Origin of the sequence: Comamonas sp. JUb58 (genome assembly GCF_004364775.1) — a bacterium.
In the GTDB taxonomy this organism is placed as follows: domain Bacteria; phylum Pseudomonadota; class Gammaproteobacteria; order Burkholderiales; family Burkholderiaceae_C; genus Comamonas.
Window position 1 is genome coordinate 206677 of record NZ_SOAL01000005.1, and the last position, 16379, is coordinate 223055.

The 16379-nt window shown below is 66.0% G+C and carries 18 protein-coding genes; 8 read left to right on the forward strand and 10 right to left on the reverse strand.

Features of this window, described 5'->3' with window-relative positions; genetic code table 11:
- The first annotated feature begins 39 nt into the window (after nucleotides 1–39).
- The 4 genes from EDF71_RS07175 to EDF71_RS07190 are packed head-to-tail and all read left to right on the forward strand — an operon-like array spanning nucleotide 40 to nucleotide 4351.
- Nucleotides 40–1026, forward strand: coding sequence for a tripartite tricarboxylate transporter substrate binding protein (locus EDF71_RS07175; RefSeq protein WP_133855893.1), 987 nt, complete (start codon nucleotides 40–42; stop codon nucleotides 1024–1026).
- 12 nt (nucleotides 1027–1038) lie between these two features.
- Nucleotides 1039–2757, forward strand: coding sequence for a long-chain-fatty-acid--CoA ligase (locus tag EDF71_RS07180; RefSeq protein ID WP_133855894.1), 1719 nt, complete (start codon nucleotides 1039–1041; stop codon nucleotides 2755–2757).
- On the forward strand, nucleotides 2754–3557 hold the full coding sequence (locus EDF71_RS07185; RefSeq protein WP_133855895.1) for an SDR family oxidoreductase: 804 nt from the start codon (nucleotides 2754–2756) through the stop codon (nucleotides 3555–3557). The genes EDF71_RS07180 and EDF71_RS07185 overlap by 4 nt, the downstream gene beginning before the upstream one ends.
- Nucleotides 3554–4351: an enoyl-CoA hydratase/isomerase family protein gene (locus tag EDF71_RS07190; protein ID WP_133855896.1), complete on the forward strand. Its 798-nt coding sequence runs from the start codon at nucleotides 3554–3556 to the stop codon at nucleotides 4349–4351. Before EDF71_RS07185 ends, EDF71_RS07190 begins: the two co-directional genes overlap by 4 nt.
- Nucleotides 4352–4361: 10 nt before the next feature.
- Here EDF71_RS07190 and EDF71_RS07195 read toward each other — a convergent pair whose 3' ends face one another.
- The 3 genes from EDF71_RS07195 to EDF71_RS07205 all read right to left on the reverse strand — a co-directional run bounded on the left by EDF71_RS07195 (nucleotide 4362) and on the right by EDF71_RS07205 (nucleotide 6718).
- Entirely contained in the window at nucleotides 4362–4694 is a 333-nt protein-coding gene (locus EDF71_RS07195; protein ID WP_133855897.1) for a hypothetical protein, read from the reverse strand.
- 81 nt (nucleotides 4695–4775) lie between these two features.
- The gene (locus EDF71_RS07200; RefSeq protein WP_133855898.1) at nucleotides 4776–5891 is read right to left on the reverse strand and encodes a CaiB/BaiF CoA-transferase family protein; all 1116 of its coding nucleotides are present in this window, start codon (nucleotides 5889–5891) and stop codon (nucleotides 4776–4778) included.
- 44 nt (nucleotides 5892–5935) lie between these two features.
- On the reverse strand, nucleotides 5936–6718 hold the full coding sequence (locus EDF71_RS07205; protein ID WP_116926261.1) for a helix-turn-helix domain-containing protein: 783 nt from the start codon (nucleotides 6716–6718) through the stop codon (nucleotides 5936–5938).
- A 146-nt stretch (nucleotides 6719–6864) separates the two neighbouring features.
- On the opposite strand from EDF71_RS07205, the gene EDF71_RS07210 reads away from it, so the two are divergent.
- Complete coding sequence (locus tag EDF71_RS07210; RefSeq protein WP_133855899.1) at nucleotides 6865–7263, forward strand: hypothetical protein; 399 nt, start codon at nucleotides 6865–6867, stop codon at nucleotides 7261–7263.
- Nucleotides 7263–7595, forward strand: a complete 333-nt coding sequence (locus EDF71_RS07215; RefSeq protein WP_133855900.1) for a YnfA family protein — start codon at nucleotides 7263–7265, stop codon at nucleotides 7593–7595. The genes EDF71_RS07210 and EDF71_RS07215 overlap by 1 nt, the downstream gene beginning before the upstream one ends.
- A 15-nt stretch (nucleotides 7596–7610) precedes the next feature.
- Here EDF71_RS07215 and EDF71_RS07220 read toward each other — a convergent pair whose 3' ends face one another.
- The 4 genes from EDF71_RS07220 to EDF71_RS07235 all read right to left on the reverse strand — a co-directional run bounded on the left by EDF71_RS07220 (nucleotide 7611) and on the right by EDF71_RS07235 (nucleotide 11080).
- Nucleotides 7611–8741 carry a 3-deoxy-7-phosphoheptulonate synthase gene (locus EDF71_RS07220; protein WP_133855901.1) on the reverse strand — a complete coding sequence of 377 codons (1131 nt, stop codon included), beginning with the start codon at nucleotides 8739–8741 and terminating at the stop codon, nucleotides 7611–7613.
- 56 nt (nucleotides 8742–8797) lie between these two features.
- The gene (locus EDF71_RS07225; RefSeq protein ID WP_133855902.1) at nucleotides 8798–9115 is read right to left on the reverse strand and encodes a multidrug efflux SMR transporter; all 318 of its coding nucleotides are present in this window, start codon (nucleotides 9113–9115) and stop codon (nucleotides 8798–8800) included.
- Nucleotides 9116–9305: 190 nt separating this feature from the next.
- Entirely contained in the window at nucleotides 9306–9806 is a 501-nt protein-coding gene (locus EDF71_RS07230; protein ID WP_133855903.1) for a putative toxin-antitoxin system toxin component, PIN family, read from the reverse strand.
- Nucleotides 9803–11080, reverse strand: coding sequence for a THUMP domain-containing protein (locus EDF71_RS07235; protein WP_133855904.1), 1278 nt, complete (start codon nucleotides 11078–11080; stop codon nucleotides 9803–9805). Before EDF71_RS07235 ends, EDF71_RS07230 begins: the two co-directional genes overlap by 4 nt.
- Before the next feature lie 187 nt (nucleotides 11081–11267).
- Here EDF71_RS07235 and EDF71_RS07240 point away from each other — a divergent pair, with 187 nt between their 5' ends.
- On the forward strand, nucleotides 11268–12020 hold the full coding sequence (locus tag EDF71_RS07240) for a hypothetical protein (RefSeq protein ID WP_133855905.1): 753 nt from the start codon (nucleotides 11268–11270) through the stop codon (nucleotides 12018–12020).
- 130 nt (nucleotides 12021–12150) lie between these two features.
- Nucleotides 12151–13074: an aspartyl/asparaginyl beta-hydroxylase domain-containing protein gene (locus EDF71_RS07245; RefSeq protein ID WP_133855906.1), complete on the forward strand. Its 924-nt coding sequence runs from the start codon at nucleotides 12151–12153 to the stop codon at nucleotides 13072–13074.
- A gap of 78 nt (nucleotides 13075–13152) precedes the next feature.
- Here EDF71_RS07245 and EDF71_RS07250 read toward each other — a convergent pair whose 3' ends face one another.
- The 3 genes from EDF71_RS07250 to lptA form a co-directional block, all read right to left on the reverse strand.
- Complete coding sequence (locus tag EDF71_RS07250) at nucleotides 13153–14760, reverse strand: RNA polymerase factor sigma-54 (RefSeq protein WP_133855907.1); 1608 nt, start codon at nucleotides 14758–14760, stop codon at nucleotides 13153–13155.
- Nucleotides 14761–14865: 105 nt separating this feature from the next.
- On the reverse strand, nucleotides 14866–15642 hold the full coding sequence (gene lptB, locus EDF71_RS07255) for an LPS export ABC transporter ATP-binding protein (protein ID WP_133855970.1): 777 nt from the start codon (nucleotides 15640–15642) through the stop codon (nucleotides 14866–14868).
- Between the two features lie 23 nt (nucleotides 15643–15665).
- Nucleotides 15666–16334 carry a lipopolysaccharide transport periplasmic protein LptA gene (lptA, locus tag EDF71_RS07260; RefSeq protein ID WP_133855908.1) on the reverse strand — a complete coding sequence of 223 codons (669 nt, stop codon included), beginning with the start codon at nucleotides 16332–16334 and terminating at the stop codon, nucleotides 15666–15668.
- Nucleotides 16335–16379 lie beyond the last annotated feature (45 nt).

Here is a 16379-nt window from a genome sequence, read left to right on the forward strand (position 1 = left end):
TTGGACGCGCCACAGAAGCGCGCAGCAGGAGACAAACCTATGCCACGTAGCCAGCCTCTTCGCCAGCCCCTGCGGGCCTTGGCGGCCCTGGCGCTGCTCGCCAGCGCACTCAACGCCCATGCCGAGGCCAACTGGCCCACGCGCACCATCACCCTGGTGGTGCCCGGTGCAGCAGGCGGGTCGACTGATATCCCCGCGCGCCTGCTGGCCCAAAAGCTGGGCCAGCGCCTGGGCCAGTCGGTGATCGTCGACAACAAACCCGGCGCCGGCGGCAGCCTGGGGGCCAGCCTGGTGGCGCGCGCCCAGCCCGATGGCTATACGGTATTGGTGGGCAACAGTGGCTCCAATGCCATCAACTACACGGCCTATAAAAAGCTCAGCTACAAGCCCGGCGACTTTGCCCCGCTGACCGACATGATCTCGTTCGCCAACGTGCTGGTCGTGCCCGCCAAATCGCCGATCCAGAGTCTGGATGCGCTGGTGGCCGCAGCCAACGCACAGCCAGGCAAGCTGTCGTTCTCGTCGGCCGGTGTGGGCCAGACCACGCACCTGATGGGCGAGCTCTTCAAGGAGCGCACCGGCACCGATGTGGTCCACATTCCCTACAAGGGCTCGGCCCCCGGCACCATGGCCATCGTGACCGGCGAGACCCAGTTCATGTTCGACAACATGACTGCCTCCCTGGTCCATATCAAGGACGGCAAGCTGCGCCCGCTGGCCGTCACCGGCGACCAGCGCGAGCCCGATCTGCCCGAGGTGCCAACGATGACCGAACTGGGCATGCGCAACTTCAACCAAGTTGGTTGGATGGGCTTCTTCGTGCCTGCCAAGACCCCGCCCGAGGTGCAGAAAAAGCTGGCCGAGAACCTGCAGGCCGTGCTGCATGACCCCGACATCATGCGCCGCTACCGCGAGCTGGGCGGCCGCCCCGGCGGCATGCCGCAAGCCGGCTTTGCAAAGCTGGTGGCCGATGACCAGCAGACCTGGGGCGCGCTGATCCACAGCCAGCAGCTGCAGCTGGATTGAAGCGAGCTGCCCATGCCTGACACCTCTACTGCTTCCCCACGCACCCCGCTGCCTTTCTACTGGCCCAAAGGCGTCTCGCGCGATCTGCGCGTGCCCCGCATCAGCCTGGATGACAACCTGGCGGCCTCGGCCCAGCGCTACCCGGACAAGGCCGCCATCATCTACGCGGGCGCCAGCACCAGCTATGCCCAGCTGCTGGCCCAGGTGGAGGCGCTGGCCGGCTTCCTGCAGCAGCGCCTGCAGCTGGCACCGGGCCAGCGCGTGCTGCTGCAAAGCCAGAACTGCCCGCAGTTCGTCATCGCCTGCTATGCCATCTACCGCGCCGGCGGCGTGGTGGTGCCGGTGAGCGCGATGACCACCGCCACCGAGCTGCGCTACTACGCCGACAACAGCGGCGCGCGTCTGGCCATCGTCGCCCAGGAGCTGCTGGCCAGCGCCCAGCCCTGTGTGGGCGAAGGCCTGCTCGATGCGGTGGTCGTGCATGCCTACAGCGATGCGCTGCCCACCACGCCACCGCCCGATGCACTGCCCGAGATGGTGACCGCGCCGCGCCTGCCGCTGCCCACTGGCCCCTACCATGGCTTTGCCGCAGCGCTGGCGCTGCAGCTGGCGCCCGGCCCGCGTGTGGCGCAGGCCGACACGCTGGCCACCATCCCCTATACCTCGGGCACCACTGGCCACCCCAAGGGCTGCATGCACAGCCACCATTCGGTGCTGGCATCGCTCACCGGGTCGCGCCTGTGGCGCGGCTTCAATGACGACCTGGTGTTTCTGTCGGTCGCACCGATGTTCCACATGCTGGGCACGCAGTACGGCATGAACATGCCCATTGCCGTGGGCGGCACCGTGGTGATGATGCCGCGCTGGGATGCGCTGCTGGCCGCCCGGCTGATCGAGCGCCACCAGGTCACCGCCTGGACGGCGCCGCCCAGCATGGTGATCGACCTGTTCAGCCAGGCCGCTGCCCATGGGCTGGACCTGTCGAGCCTGGCCATGCTGGCTGGCGGCGGCGCGGCCATGCCCGAGGCCGTCTCGCAGATGCTGGCCGAGCGCTATGGCCTGCATTACAGCGAAGGCTATGGCCTGACCGAGACCGCCGCCTTCTTGCACGCCAACCCGCCCGGCCACACCAAGCGCCAGTGCCTGGGCGTGCCCACCCAGGGCGTGCATTCGATGATCGTCGACCCCGAGACCCTGGAAGAGCTGCCCGCCGGCGAGGTGGGCGAGCTGGTCTCCAGCGGCGAACAGGTGATGCAGGGCTACTGGCGCAATGACGAGGCCAACCGCGAGGCCTTTTTCGAGCGCCATGGCCGGCGCTACTTTCGCACCGGTGACCTGGCCTCGGTAGACGCGGACGGCTACTACTTCATGCGCGACCGCTTGAAACGCATGATCAATGCCAATGGCTACAAGGTCTGGCCCGCCGAGGTCGAGAACATGCTCTACAGCCACCCGGCCGTGCTGGAGGCCTGCGTGATTGCCGTGCCCGACGCCAGGCGCGGCGAATCGGTCAAGGCCCTGGTGGTGCTGCGGCCCGGCGCACAGAGCTCCGAGGACGAGATCATCGGCTGGAGCCGTGAACAGATGGCCGCCTACAAGGTGCCGCGCGCGGTGGACTTTCTCGCCGCGCTGCCCAAATCCGCCACCGGCAAGATCCAGTGGCGCGCACTGCAGGAGGCGGCGCAGCAAGCCGCTGCCTCCCCCCTTTCTTTGCATACGGAACACCCATGAGCTCTTTCTCCTTTCGCCACCAGCATGTGTTTGTCGCAGGCGGCAGCAGTGGCATCAACCTGGGCATTGCCAAGGCCTTCGCCCGTGCGGGCGCGCATGTCGTGGTCATGAGCCGCTCGGCCGACAAGGTGGCCCAGGCCGCCGCCGAGCTGGAGGCGCTGGGCGCCCAGGCCCTGGGCCTGAGCGCCGATGTGCGAGACCCGGCTGCCGTGCAGGCCGCGCTGGAGCAGGCGCATGCCCGTTTTGGTCCCATCGATGTGCTGGTCTCGGGCGCGGCGGGCAACTTCATTGCACCGGCCAAGGACCTGTCGCCCAATGGCTTCAAGACCGTTGTCGATATCGACCTCAATGGCAGCTTCCATGTGCTGCGCCTGGCTTACCCGATGCTGCGCAAGCCCGGCGCCAGCGTCATCAACATCTCGGCGCCGCAAGGCGTCAACCCGACCATGTACCAGGTCCATGCCTGCGCGGCCAAGGCGGGCATCGACATGATGACCAAGGTGCTGGCGCTGGAATGGGGGGAGGACGGCATCCGCGTCAACAGCATCTCGCCCGGCCCCATCGGCGATACCGAGGGCATGCGCCGCCTGGCGCCCACGGCCGATGCGCTGGAGCGCGCCGTCTCCACCGTGCCGCTGCTGCGCATGGGCAGCACCGACGATGTCGCCCACATGGCGCTGTTCCTGTCGTCCGAACTGGCCAGCTATGTGACCGGGGCCATCATCCCGGTCGATGGCGGCGCCGCGCTGCGCGGCGGGCGCGACATGCGGGCCTCCTACGTGCCCCGGAGCGCCGCATGAGCAGCAACTACGAACGCATCATTTTTGAGCGCCAGGATGGCGTGGCCACCCTGCGCTTCAACTACCCGGCCAAGCGCAATGCCTTCGACCCGCAGATGCGCGAAGAGATGGCCGAGGTGGTGCGCCTGGTGCAGACCGACGCCAGCCTGCGTGCGCTGGTGCTGACCGGCGAGGGCAGCCACTTCTGCTCGGGCGGTGATCTGGGCAATATTGCGGCCTCGGGCCTGGACAATGCCGGCTGGCGCGCGCGGCTGTCCAGCCTGCACCACTGGCTCAAGGACCTGATGCTGCTGGACAAGCCGGTGATTGCGGCGGTGGACGGCGCCGCCTATGGCGCGGGCTTCAGCCTGGCTTTGGCGGCGGACTTCATCATCGCCTCGGACCGGGCGCGCTTTGCGATGTCCTTTATCCGGGTGGGCGTCGTGCCCGACTGCGCGGCTTTCTACACCTTGCCGCGCGTGGTCGGCGTGCAGCGCGCGCGGGAGCTGATGCTCTCGGGCCGCGAAGTCTCTGCCCAGGAGGCCTTGCAGCTGGGCATTGCCAGCGAGCTGGTTGCCCCCGAGCAGTTGCAGGCGCGGGCCCAGGCGATTGCGCAGAGCTTTGTCGGTGCATCGCCGGTGGCGCTGAGCCTGATCAAACGCTCGCTCGCGATGGCCGCGAACGACTTGCCCGCGCTGCTGGAGCAAGAGGCCAACGCCCAGGCGCTGGCGATGGGCACGGCCGAGCACCGCGAAGCCGTGCAGGCTTTTTTGAACAAGCAGCCTGCGCCCTTCCAGTGGCCGGCGCGGGGCTGACACAACCGGCTTATTCGTTGCTGGCGCTGCCGCGCTTCTTGGGCGGCTCCATCGCATTGCGGCGGCTCATCCCTGCCCGCCCCGCCTTGCTCCAGTCATAGTGCTCGCCATCGGGCGTGCGGCCGTCTTCCACTGCCGCTACCCCTAGTTGGCCGACCATGTCGCGCAGCTCGGACGACATCACCACATGCGCATGGCGCGGATCGGCGCGCAGGCGCTGGCATTGCGCCAGCGCCTCGCTCATCTGCTTGTCGCTATAGGCCAGGCACTGCGGCTGCCAGTCGGGCGGCAGGCCCTCGGCATCCTCGGCGTTGTTGCGCAGGTAAAAAACCACGATGCCCATCGGCAACTCCCTTGATCTGTGCCCGGCCAGGCGCTGCCCAGGCAGGGCAGCATTGTCGCACCCCGGCGCAGTCGGGCGCGCTCAACGGCGCCAGGCGGCGCTGCCATCCCCTGCGCTCACCTGCGCCAGTACGGCCTCGGTATGCGCACCCGCAGCGCACATCGCCGGCGTGTCATAGGCCTGGCCGTCAAAACGCGGCGCCGGTGCTGCCTGCAGCACGCCGCCTTGCTCGTGGTAGACGCCGCGCGCCTGCATATGCGGGTGGGCTGCGGCCTCCAGCGGGCTCAGCACCATGCCAAAGCAGACATCGCTGTCTTCCATCAGGCGCTGCCAGTGCGCGCGCGGCTCGGTGATGAACAGCGCCTGCAGGCGCGCACGGCGGCGCGGCCACAGTGCCTTGTCCCATTGCGACTGGGGCGCGGCAAAGTCCGGGTCGTCCGCCAGGCCCAGGGTCTGCAGCAGCAGCGCATAGAACTGCGGCTCGATGCTGCCAATCGTGATGTGCTCGCCATCGGCGCAGACATAGGTTTCGTAGAACGGCGAGCTGTCATGGATGCTCTGGCCGCGCACATCGGCCACCACGCCGCGCTGGCGGGCGCTGAGCGCCAGGTTCAGCATATGGGCGGCACCATCGACAATCGCGGCATCCACCACGCTGCCCTTGCCGCTGCTGCGCGCCTGGATCACGCCGGCAAGCAGGCCGGTCATCAGGTAGAGCGCGCCGCCGCCGATATCGCCCACCATCGCAAACGACGACACGGGCCGCGCATCGGCCGGGCTGCAGCCCCAGAGCGCACCCGAGACGGCCGCGTAGTTGTTGTCATGGCCGGCGCGCGGGGCCAGTGGGCCGGTCTGGCCCCAGCCAGTCATGCGGCCGTAGACGAGGGCCGGGTTGAGGGCCTGGCACTCGGCCGGGCCCAGGCCCAGGCGCTCCATCACGCCGGGGCGCATGCCTTCGATCAGCACATCGGCATCGCGCACCAGGGCCAGCACCAGGGCCTTGCCCTCGGCACTTTTGAGGTCGGCAAACACCGAGCGCTTGCCCCGGTTGAGCAGGTTGCCGGTGGGGGCCGCGCCTTTTTCCTCGCGCACGATGGAGATCACATCGGCGCCCAGGTCGGCCAGGTGCATCGCGCAGAACGGGCCCGGTCCCAGGCCACCAATCTCCAGCACCTTGATGCCGTCCAATACTTTCATGCTTGTCTCCTGTGGTTGTTTTTTGCGATGCGCTGCCGCCCGGATCAGGACAGGCTGGAGGTGCCGATCAGCCCTTCGAGCGAGCGCACCAGGGTCACCAGGCGCGGGCCGATGTCGGTCTCCAGCTCGCGGCTCTTGGGGTTGTAGGTGGGGACAGAGGCGCCAAACACCCAGCGCTCGCCATCGATGGGCTGCGACAGCGGCACGGCGATCGACAGAATCTCGCGGTGCAGGTCGCCATGGCTGCGGCAAAAGCCGTGCAGGGCCAGGTCCTGGCGCGCATCGTCCAGGCGCTCGCGCAGCAGCGCGGCGCGCTCGGGCGCGCGGCCATCGAGCTCGTCCAGATAGGCCTGGCGCTCGGCCTCGCTCTGGCCCAGCAGGTAGGCGCGGCCGGTGGCCGTACGCACCAAGGATACGGCCACCCCGATCTCGGGCGTGAAGACCTTGTTGTCCATGCCATTGGCCAGCTCGGCCAGCACCAGGCGCCGGCCCTCACCCACCGCCAGCTGGATCTGGCCGCCCATGTAGTTGGCCAGCTCCTGCATCTGCGGGCGGGCAAACTGCCGCACCGTCATGCGCGACAGCAAGGGCGATGCCAGGTTGAGCACCCCAATGCCCAGCACGTACTTGGACAGGCGCTCCGAATAGCGCAGCAGGCCCAGCTCGCACAGGGTTTCGGTCAGGCGGAACAAGGTCGGTTTGGGCAAACCCGTCAGGTCCATCAGCTCTTTGCCACTGAGTTCTTGCTGCTTGTTGTTAAAGCACTGCAAAATACTGACGCCGCGCACCAAGGCGCTGACCAGTTTTCCATCCGCTTCAGAATTCATATTTCAGTATATAAGTTACTTATTACGAGACTCATGTCTCGATTTATGAAATTCTAATCGGGATTGGCCTGATATTGGCAGCTTGCATGCCCGCTTGGTGCCCCCAGCCGCCCTTTGGCGGCAATCTGCAACACTCCCCGTCTGCCATGAGCCTGAACCAACACGGTCTGCCTACCCGCGTTCCCGCCATCGCCGCCATCGGCCAACTGCTGGCCGACCGGCAACTGCCGGCCGACGAGCGCCAGCAAGCACTGGATCTGCTGGTGCAGGACCATGCCGATCTGGACGAGGTGGAAAGCCAGGCCGCGCTCTGGGCCATTACCCAGATGGGGCGCGACGAAGCCGCCTGCTCCGCGCTGCTTGCCTGCGCCGATACCTGGTTGCGAAACGCGGAGATGGCGCAGCCGTTTCTGGAGGGCTATGCCCAGGTCTGCGGCCACAGCATCGTGCCCGCTGCAGCGCCGGCCTTTGCCCAACTGCAGCAGCTGGCGCAGCACGACACCGAACTGGCCGCCCGCCTGCCCACCTTTACGAAAGCGACCTGATGTCTCTGTTGACCACCACCGCCCTGTTTGTGCTGACAGCGATTGCCGAGATTGTGGGCTGCTACCTGCCCTATCTCTGGCTCAAGGACAAGGCACCGGCCTGGGTGCTGCTGCCAGCAGTGCTGGCGCTGCTGGCCTTTGTCTGGCTGCTGAGCCTGCACCCGACCGCCACAGGCCGGGTGTATGCCGCTTATGGGGGCGTCTATGTGACGACGGCGATTGCCTGGCTGTGGCTGGTCGATGGCATCCGCCCCAGCAGCTGGGACATCGCCGGCGTGCTGCTGTGCCTGGCCGGCATGGGCGTGATCATGCTGGGCGCGGCGCAGCGCTGAGCCGCCTAGGCTGTTTTAGCCCTTGTTGGCAGCGCGGCGCGTCTGCACCGCTTGCGCCAGCTGGGCCAGCACCGGCAGGGTCTGCTCCATGCTGATGCAGGCATCGGTGAGCGAGACACCATAGGCCAGTGGCTGGCCTTCGACGATGTCTTGCCGGCCTTCATGGATATGGCTCTCGATCATCACACCGGTGATGCGGCGGTCGCCCCCAGCGATCTGCTGGGCCACATCGGCGGCCACATCGATCTGGCGGCGGTGCTGCTTGCTGCTGTTGGCATGCGACAGGTCGATCATCACCTGCTCATGCAGGCCGGCCTTGGCCAGCACCTCGCAGGCGGCCTGCACATCGGCCGCGCTGTAGTTGGGCTGCTTGCCGCCGCGCAGGATGATGTGGCAGTCCCGGTTGCCCCGGGTCTCGAAGATGGCGCTCTGGCCCATCTTGGTCATGCCCATGAAGGCATGCTCGGACTGCGCTGCCAGGATCGCGTCGCTGGCCACCTTGACGCCACCATCGGTGCCGTTCTTGAAGCCCACCGGGCAGGACAGGCCGCTGGCCAGCTGGCGGTGGCTCTGGCTCTCGGTGGTGCGCGCACCAATGGCGCCCCAACTGACCAGGTCGCTGATGAACTGCGGCGACAGCAGGTCCAGAAACTCGGTGCCCGCTGGCAGGCCCAGCGCCAGGATATCCAGCAGCAGGCGGCGCGCCAGCTCCAGCCCCTCATTGACGGCAAAACTGCCGTCGAGGTGCGGGTCGTTGATATAGCCCTTCCAACCCACCGTGGTACGCGGCTTCTCAAAGTACACGCGCATCACCACCAGCAGGTCGTTCTTCCAGGCCTCGGCCTGCACCTTGAGCTGGCGGGCATAGTCCATTGCCAGGTCATGGTCGTGGATGGAGCAAGGGCCTACGACGACGACCAGGCGGTCGTCCTGGCCATGAAGAATCTTGGAGATGGCCGCGCGGCTCGATTCCACCAACTGGTAGGCCTCGTCGGTGATCGGCAGCCACTCCTCCAGCAGGGCGGGCGTGATCAAGGGACGCACCACCTTGATGCGGGTGTCATCGATGCGGGTCTTGTCAACCGTGGAGAGCCGGGACGGGGACTTGCGAGGCACAGTGCCTGCAGCGGTAGAAGTTGCGGTCATCCCGCTATTGTCGCAGGGCCTGCAAACACGTTCGCAGGCCTAAGGCATCCGCAGGATTAAGAAGAAGACAGCTTCATCAGCACCAAGCCGCTGACGATCAGCAAGGCCGCCACCACGCGCATCGGCGTCAGAGCCTCGCCCAGCACGGTGATACCAACCAGGAAGGCGCCCACGGCGCCAATGCCGGTCCAGATCGTGTAGGCCGTGCCCAGCGGCAGGCTGCGCATCGCGACCGACAGCAGGCCAAAGCTGGCAATCATCGCGACGAGGGTGATCGCGCTGTATTTGATGTTGGTGAAGCCATTCGACTGCTTCATCGTGAACGCCCACACCACTTCCAGCACACCGGCAACCAGCAAATAAACCCAGGCCATATCGAACTCCTTGAAAGAGGGAAATTTGGAATGGCCAGGCCGTCCTGGCGGTGGTGCGCGCTGCAGCGCCATGCTGGGTCGTCCCTGCGCAATGGGTTCCATGATAGCGGCGCGGCCTGCGCCGGGCCAAGCCGCCGCTGGATCGCCTCTGGGGCTGTGGGTGGTTGGCACGCCACAGTGGGCAGCGCGATCAGGCCAGGGATTCGGCCTCGGCCTCGGCAGGCTCCAGCTGCAGCAGGTTGCCCACGGTGGCGCCGTAGTAGGTGGCCACCCTTTTGCGCTGCTTGAGCACGGCTTTGTCCTTGCTCACCAGCAAGGCGCGGTGCTGGCTGGCCAGGTCCAGAAAATGCTGGTCGTCTGGGTCGGTGCAGCTAAAGCGGATCTTGGGCGCGGCATCGACATACTGCACGGCCGCATCGAACGCGGCCATCACGCCCTCGGGCGTCTTGCCGTAGTAGCTGACGCGCGGGGCGATCTGGCTGTAGTGCAGCACCCGCTCCAACTCGATGCGCTGGGCCTCGTCGGCAATCCAGCGCAGCGCGCCCTGCGCCACCAGCGCACGGATCGGCGGGATGTGCGGATCGTCAAAGATCAGCATGTCGAGCACGATATTGGTATCCAGCACCACCGGCCGGGGCAGGGGCCCGGTGTAGCCTTCATTGCAGGAAGGCCACTTGAGCACGACCTTCATCGCTGGTCGCCAGGCGCAGCCTGCTCGCCCCGGGGCTTGAGCGCGCCCTTGATCATGTCAAAGCGGAACAGACGGCATTCGATCGGGCCATTCCACATGGGGGTGCGGCGCGATTCCTTCAGGCGCATCTTGCCGGGCAGCTTCAGGTCGGGGGTCAGCATCCAGGCGCTCCAGCCGCTGTAGTTCTTCTTCCAGTGGCTGGCCAGCTGGGTGAAGAACTCGCCGCCATCCTCGGTCTGCGCCGTCTCGCGCCCAACGCGCTCCACATGGCCCATGCGCTCGGCCGCATTGCGGCCGGCACTGCCGGCGGCGGCAATACGCTCGCCGTAGGGCGGGTTGAGCAGCATCATGCCGGGCTGGTCGCTCGGGGGCATGCGCTGCAGCGCATCGCCGCCGCGCAGCTCGATGGTGTCGGCCACACCGGCGCGCTCGGCATTGCGCTGGGCAAAGTCCACCATGCGGAAGGAGATGTCCGAGCCATAGATGCCCACCGGGCTTTGCGGCAGGATCTGGCGCTCGGCCTCGTCCAGCATCGCTTCCCAGACATGGCGCTGGAAAGGCACCAGCTTTTCAAACGCAAAGCGGCGCAGGATGCCGGCCGGAATCTTGCGCGCAATCTGGGCGGCCTCGATCACCACCGTGCCGCTGCCGCAGCAGGGGTCGTACAGCGGCTGCGGGTCGTCGCCATGCGGGTCCCAGCCACTGGCGGCAATCATCGCGGCAGCCAGGGTTTCCTTCAGCGGGGCATCGCCCTTGTCCTCGCGCCAGCCGCGCTTGAACAGCGCCTCGCCCGAGGTGTCGATATAGATGGTGGCGCCATCGGTGGTCAGGTGCAGGTGCACGCGCACATCGGGGTGGTGCGTCTCCACGCTAGGGCGCACGCCGTGGCGGCGCTCGCGGAAGCGGTCGGCAATCGCATCCTTGACGCGCAGCGCGGCAAAGTTCAGGCTGGTCAGCGGGCTGTGCTGGGAGGTGACCTCGATCTTGAAGGTCTCCTTGGGCGAGAACCAGATCTCCCAGGCCACCTCGCTGGCGGCGCGGTAGAGATCGTTCTCGTTGCGGTACATGCTGTGCGACAGCTCCACCAGCACACGCTGGGCCAGGCGGCTGTGCAGGTTCAGCAGCAGCGCATCGCGCCACATGCCGCGCAGCATGACGCCGCCGCGCGCCACCAACAGGTCCTGGCCGCTGGCGCCGGTGATGGCATGGACTTCGTCCGCCAAAAGGCCCTCGACGCCGGCGGCGCAGGGCAAAAACAAATGCAGTTGGTTCATAAGCAGGGGCGCAAGCATACGCGCTTGCGCCATTGTCTGCGCAAGCGCATGGGAATGTGTACTGTGCCAGCCGCATTCAGGGCCGGCTGCCACGGCAGCAGGTCGGCTGCTATAGTGCCACTCCAGAGCGGGCCGCCGCCCAGTGCGCCCAGGCCCTCCACCCAGACCACCCAAGGAAGACCAGCGGATGCCATACCTCGGAGCCGGCGTACACGTCATCATTGCGCTATTTTTTGCCGTCCATGCGGTGCGCAGCGGCCAGAACAACTACTGGCTGTTTGTGCTGCTGGCCTTTCCCTTCCTGGGCAGCGTGGTGTATTTCTTCGCCATCTACCTGCCCAATTCGCGCCTGCAGCGCCATGCCCGCAGCCTGGCCAGCAGCGCCGTCAAGGCGCTGGATCCCACCCGCGAGCTGCGCGAAGCCCAGGCCGCCTACGACTACAGCCCCACCGCACAAAATCAGATTCGCCTGGCCCAGGCCTTGCTGGCCAATGGCCAGGCCGAGCAGGCCTTTGGCCACTTTGAGGCCAGCATGAAGGGTCCGTTTGCCAATGACCTCGATATCCGCTGGGGCGCCGCGCAAGCCGCCTACCAGGCCGGCCACCCGCAGCAGGCCTTGCAGCAGCTGCGCGTGATTGCCCAGGCCGATGTGCATTTCCGCGCCGAGGCCGTGGGCCTGCTGGTTGCCAAGTCCTATGCCCAGCTAGGCGACCAGGAGATGGCGCGCAAGAGCTTTGACTTTGCGCGCCAGCATTCGGGCAGCTTTGATGTGATGGCCGAGTATGCCATCTGGGCCGCAGGCCAGGGCGACTGGCAGACCGCTAACGCGCTGCAGGCTGAGCTGAACAAGGCCATGACGCACTGGAGCGGCCAGCAGCGCCAGCTCAACCGCGAGATGCTGCAGCGCCTCAAGGCCGCCTTCGCCGCCCAGCCCAAATAAGCGTCGGCACGCGGTTTGCGGCAATAGGCCTGCTGGCAACAGGCCATCAAACCGTCCCGCAGCCCTTGCAGCGCACCGGTTTGCGCTTGCGCAGACACTGGCCGCAGCGCAGTCGCTAAAATCGCGGTCTATGGCAAAAATCATCGTTCTGGCCCTGGTGCTGCTTTTCTTTGGCTGCGGCCTCTACATGCACCTGCGCGGCAAGGTGCGGCACAAGCTGCTGCGCCAGCTGTTTGACCACTCCACCTTCACGGCGCCGTTCAATGTCTTCATGCTGATGTTCAGCAAGGTACCGCGCACGCCCTACCTGCCCACCAGCACCTTCCCCGACCTGGCGCCCTTGCAAGCCCACTGGCGCGAAATCCGCGAAGAAGCCATCGGCCTGCAAAAGGCCATGCAGATCAAGGCGGCGGCCAACAACGATGACGCGGGCTTCAACTCCTTCTTCAAGACCGGTTGGAAGCGCTTCTACCTGAAGTGGTACGGCCAGGCCCACCCTTCGGCCATGGAACTCTGCCCCAAGACCAGCGCCCTGGTGCAGTCCATCCCCGGCATCAAGGCCGCCATGTTTGCAGAGCTGCCACCCGGCGCCAAGCTCAACCTGCACCGCGATCCCTATGCGGGTTCGCTGCGCTACCACCTGGCCGTGCTGGCGCCCAATGACGACCGCTGCATGATCGAAGTCGATGGCACGGCCTACAGCTGGCGCGAGGGCGAAGGTGTGATCTTTGACGAAACCTATATGCACTGGGCCGAGAACCGCTCCGAAGGCAACCGCATCGTGCTGTTCTGCGATGTGGAGCGCCCGATGACCAATGGCTTTGCGCAGTGGCTCAACCGCTGGCTGGGCACGCATGTGGTGGCTGCTGCCAGCTCGCCCAACAACGAAGGCGATCCGCGCGGCTTCATCAGCCGCATCTTCAAGATCTCGTTCTACATGGGCCAGTACCGCCGCCGCTTCAAGGCCTGGAACAAGACGGCCTACAAGCTGACCAAGTTCGGCCTGATGCTGGCCGTGCTGGCCTTGTTCATCTGGTGGCTCTGGCCGAAGTAAAACGGCGTCACCTGAAAGCAAAAACCGCAGTGCGTATAACGCCACTGCGGTTTTTTTATGGGCCCGGGCTGCCTGCGTTTACAGCGCCTTGCGCAGGCTGGCCGGTGGGATGCGCATCGCTTCGCGGTACTTGGCCACCGTGCGGCGCGCGCATTCAATGCCCTGGGCCTGCAGCAGATCGGCAATTTTTGCATCCGACAGCGGCTTCTTCGCGCTTTCCTCGTCCAGCAGCTGCTTGATCAGCGCCTTGACCGCGGTGCTGGAGGCGCTGCCACCCGTCTCGGTGCCCAGGCCCGAGCCAAAGAAGTACTTGAGCTCAAAGGTGCCCTGCGGCGTGGCCATGTACTTGGCCGTGGTCACGCGGCTGATGGTGGATTCGTGCAGGCCCAGCTCATCGGCGATTTCGCGCAGCACCATGGGGCGCATGGCCAGCTCACCATGCACAAAGAAATTGCGCTGGCGTTCCACAATGGCCTGCGAGACGCGCAAGATGGTGTCAAAGCGTTGCTGGATATTCTTGATGAACCAGCGCGCCTCCTGCAGCCGCTGCTGCAGGGCGCCATGTCCTTCGCTGCCCTTGTGGCTGCGCAGGGCATTCGCATAGACATCCTGCACGCGCAGGCGCGGCATCACCTCGGCATTGAGCTGCACGCTGAAGCCAGGCACCGGCAGGTTGCGCTCATTGCTGGGGCGCACAATGACATCGGGGATGATGGTGTTGCGGTCCACATCGGCATAGGGCCGGCCGGGGCGGGGTTCCAGCTTGGCGATCAACGCCAATGCGCTGCGCACCGCCGCCTCGTTGCAGCCGGTCAACTGCATCAGCTTGCGCACATCGCGGCGCGCCAGCAGATCGAGGGACTCCTGGCAGACCAGCAAGGCGGTGTCCAGCGCCAGCGCATCGGCCTCGGGCGTGTCCGAGCCTTCTTCGTCCAACAGCCGCTGCTGGGCCTTGATCTGCAGCTGCATGCATTCGGACAGGTTGCGCGCGCCCACGCCAATCGGCTCCAGGCTTTGCAACAGGCGCAGCGCCACGGTCAGGTGGTGCAGCAGCGCTTCGTAGCGCTCAGGGTCGGTGGCATCGCCAAAGCTTTGCGCCAGCTCGGCCAGGGTCTCTTCCAGGTAGCCGTCGTCGTTCAGCGATTCGATCAGAAAGTAGAGTGCGGCCCGGTCTTCCTGGCACAGGCGCAGCGACAAGGCCTGGCGGTGCAGCACATCCTGCAGGCTCAGGTGCTCGCTGCGGCGGTCGGACATCGGCGTCTCGTCGTCGTCCTCGCTGGCGCTGGCACGGGCCGGCAGCTCGCCGCCCCACTCTTCCCAGTCCGATGCCGAATCGCCTGCAGCGGCCTCGGCATCGACGCCGGTTTCCTTGCCCGCACCAAAATCCAGCGGCTGGTCGGAGGTTCCGGGCTCGAAATCGCTGCTGTTATTGGTGTCGGTGCTGGCCGTGGTCTCAGCGGCCTTGTCGGCGGCATCTGCAGCCTCGGCAGATTCAGCCGACTCTTTACCGGCTTCGGATTCGGGGGCTTCTTCGCCCTCGCGCTCCAGAAACGGGTTCTCGTCGAGCATCTGCTCGACTTCCTGCGTCAGCTCCTGCGTGGACAGCTGCAGCAAGCGGATCGACTGCTGCAACTGGGGCGTCAGGGTCAGGTTCTGCGATACGCGCAGTGACAGCGAAGGCATCATGGCAGCGCCTCCGCACAGGCTGCAGCAGCTGGCAACAGATCAGCCCCACCGGCGCCGCAGTGCGGCACGGTAGCTTGGCTGGCACGCCCGCCAAGGCGTGCGGTGTCACATACGGAAGTGCTCACCCAGGTACACCCTCCGGACCTCTGCGTTTTCCACAATCTCTTGTGGCGTTCCTGCGGCCAGCACCTTGCCATCGCTGATGATGCAGGCATGGTCACAGATACCCAGGGTTTCGCGCACATTGTGGTCGGTGATCAGCACGCCAATGCCGCGTTCCTTCAGAAAGGCCACAATGCGCTGGATCTCGATCACGGCGATGGGGTCAATGCCGGCGAAGGGCTCGTCGAGCAGGATGAAACGGGGCTGGGTGGCCAGCGCACGGGCAATCTCGACCCGGCGGCGCTCGCCACCGGACAGGGCCACCGAAGGCGATTCGCGCAGGTGCTCGACGCGCAGCTCCTGCAGCAGCGCGGTGAGCTGGCGCTCCACCTCGGCGCGCGACAGCGACTTGCCGTTCTCGTCCTTTTGCAGCTCCAGCACGGCGCGCACATTGTCCTGCACGCTGAGCTTGCGAAAGATCGAGGCTTCCTGCGGCAGGTAGGACAGGCCCAGCTGCGAGCGCTGGTGGATCGGCATATTGGCCACCGACTGCCCATCGATGCGGATATCGCCGCCATCGCTGCGCACCAGGCCCACGATCATGTAGAACGAGGTGGTCTTGCCCGCGCCATTGGGGCCGAGCAAACCCACCACTTCGCCCTTGCGCACCGACAGCGACACATCCTTGACCACCTTGCGGCTGCCATAGGACTTCTCGAGGTGCAACACCTCCAGCTGGCTGCGGTGGTCGCTGTTGGCCACCCGGGCATTGACGGAAATGGTCGACGAGTTTTCTGCCACGGTTACTTGGCTCCGTCGTTCAGTTGGGTGCTGGGGCGCAATGGCGTCTTGTCATCGGCTGCGGGCTTGGCCGGGGTGCTGGCCTTGTCGTCCGCCTTGCCGTCGGCCTTGGGCGTCAGAATCACGCGCACGCGGTCCTTCTTGGGGGCGCCGGGCTTGGGATCGGCCGCCGCCTGGGCGCCTTTCTGGCCGGAGACCGTGAAGGTGTCGCTCAGGTTGTTGTAGACAATCAGCGGGCCACTGACCTGGTCGGTCAAGGTGGTCTCGCGGTAGCGGCGCAGCTCGCCACGGCGCTCAAAGTGCACGGTGTCGTCGCGGCCGTTATAGGTGATGACCTCGCCTTCGCCTTCGACGAATTCATCCGGTGCACCAGGTGCGGAATCGCGCTTTTGGCGGAAGAAGGCCAGCTTGCCTGGTGCAGCTGTCACCACGCCGTGCTGGAAGCCGTCGCGGTCCTGGCTCACGGTCAGCTGCGCGCCACGGATGATGATGGTGCCCTTGGTCACCACCACATTGCCCGTGAAGATACTGGTCTGCTTGAGTTCATCATGGCGGCCATCGTCCGCCTCGATGTTCATGGGCTTGGTACGGTCTGCACGCTCGGCGTGCGACAGCAGCGGCACGGCCAGGGCCACTGCCACCAACAAAGAGTTAAAAATACGGTGTCTCATAAGGCATGAATCTTGCTCTGCCCCATTGTAGCCATGCTGGAGCGT

Excerpts from the sequence above, each read along its gene's own strand:
- EDF71_RS07205 (WP_116926261.1), bottom strand. The coding sequence starts at position 6,718 with ATGAATTCTGAAGCGGATGGAAAACTGGTCAGCGCCTTGGTGCGCGGC.
- EDF71_RS07185 (WP_133855895.1), top strand. The coding sequence starts at position 2,754 with ATGAGCTCTTTCTCCTTTCGCCACCAGCATGTGTTTGTCGCAGGCGGC.
- EDF71_RS07230 (WP_133855903.1), bottom strand. The coding sequence starts at position 9,806 with ATGAAGGTCGTGCTCAAGTGGCCTTCCTGCAATGAAGGCTACACCGGG.
- EDF71_RS07215 (WP_133855900.1), top strand. The coding sequence starts at position 7,263 with ATGTCTCTGTTGACCACCACCGCCCTGTTTGTGCTGACAGCGATTGCC.
- lptA (WP_133855908.1), bottom strand. The coding sequence starts at position 16,334 with ATGAGACACCGTATTTTTAACTCTTTGTTGGTGGCAGTGGCCCTGGCC.
- EDF71_RS07225 (WP_133855902.1), bottom strand. The coding sequence starts at position 9,115 with ATGGCCTGGGTTTATTTGCTGGTTGCCGGTGTGCTGGAAGTGGTGTGG.
- EDF71_RS07235 (WP_133855904.1), bottom strand. The coding sequence starts at position 11,080 with ATGAACCAACTGCATTTGTTTTTGCCCTGCGCCGCCGGCGTCGAGGGC.
- EDF71_RS07180 (WP_133855894.1), top strand. The coding sequence starts at position 1,039 with ATGCCTGACACCTCTACTGCTTCCCCACGCACCCCGCTGCCTTTCTAC.
- EDF71_RS07175 (WP_133855893.1), top strand. The coding sequence starts at position 40 with ATGCCACGTAGCCAGCCTCTTCGCCAGCCCCTGCGGGCCTTGGCGGCC.
- EDF71_RS07245 (WP_133855906.1), top strand. The coding sequence starts at position 12,151 with ATGGCAAAAATCATCGTTCTGGCCCTGGTGCTGCTTTTCTTTGGCTGC.
- EDF71_RS07250 (WP_133855907.1), bottom strand. The coding sequence starts at position 14,760 with ATGATGCCTTCGCTGTCACTGCGCGTATCGCAGAACCTGACCCTGACG.
- EDF71_RS07210 (WP_133855899.1), top strand. The coding sequence starts at position 6,865 with ATGAGCCTGAACCAACACGGTCTGCCTACCCGCGTTCCCGCCATCGCC.
- EDF71_RS07200 (WP_133855898.1), bottom strand. The coding sequence starts at position 5,891 with ATGAAAGTATTGGACGGCATCAAGGTGCTGGAGATTGGTGGCCTGGGA.
- EDF71_RS07240 (WP_133855905.1), top strand. The coding sequence starts at position 11,268 with ATGCCATACCTCGGAGCCGGCGTACACGTCATCATTGCGCTATTTTTT.
- EDF71_RS07220 (WP_133855901.1), bottom strand. The coding sequence starts at position 8,741 with ATGACCGCAACTTCTACCGCTGCAGGCACTGTGCCTCGCAAGTCCCCG.
- EDF71_RS07190 (WP_133855896.1), top strand. The coding sequence starts at position 3,554 with ATGAGCAGCAACTACGAACGCATCATTTTTGAGCGCCAGGATGGCGTG.
- EDF71_RS07195 (WP_133855897.1), bottom strand. The coding sequence starts at position 4,694 with ATGGGCATCGTGGTTTTTTACCTGCGCAACAACGCCGAGGATGCCGAG.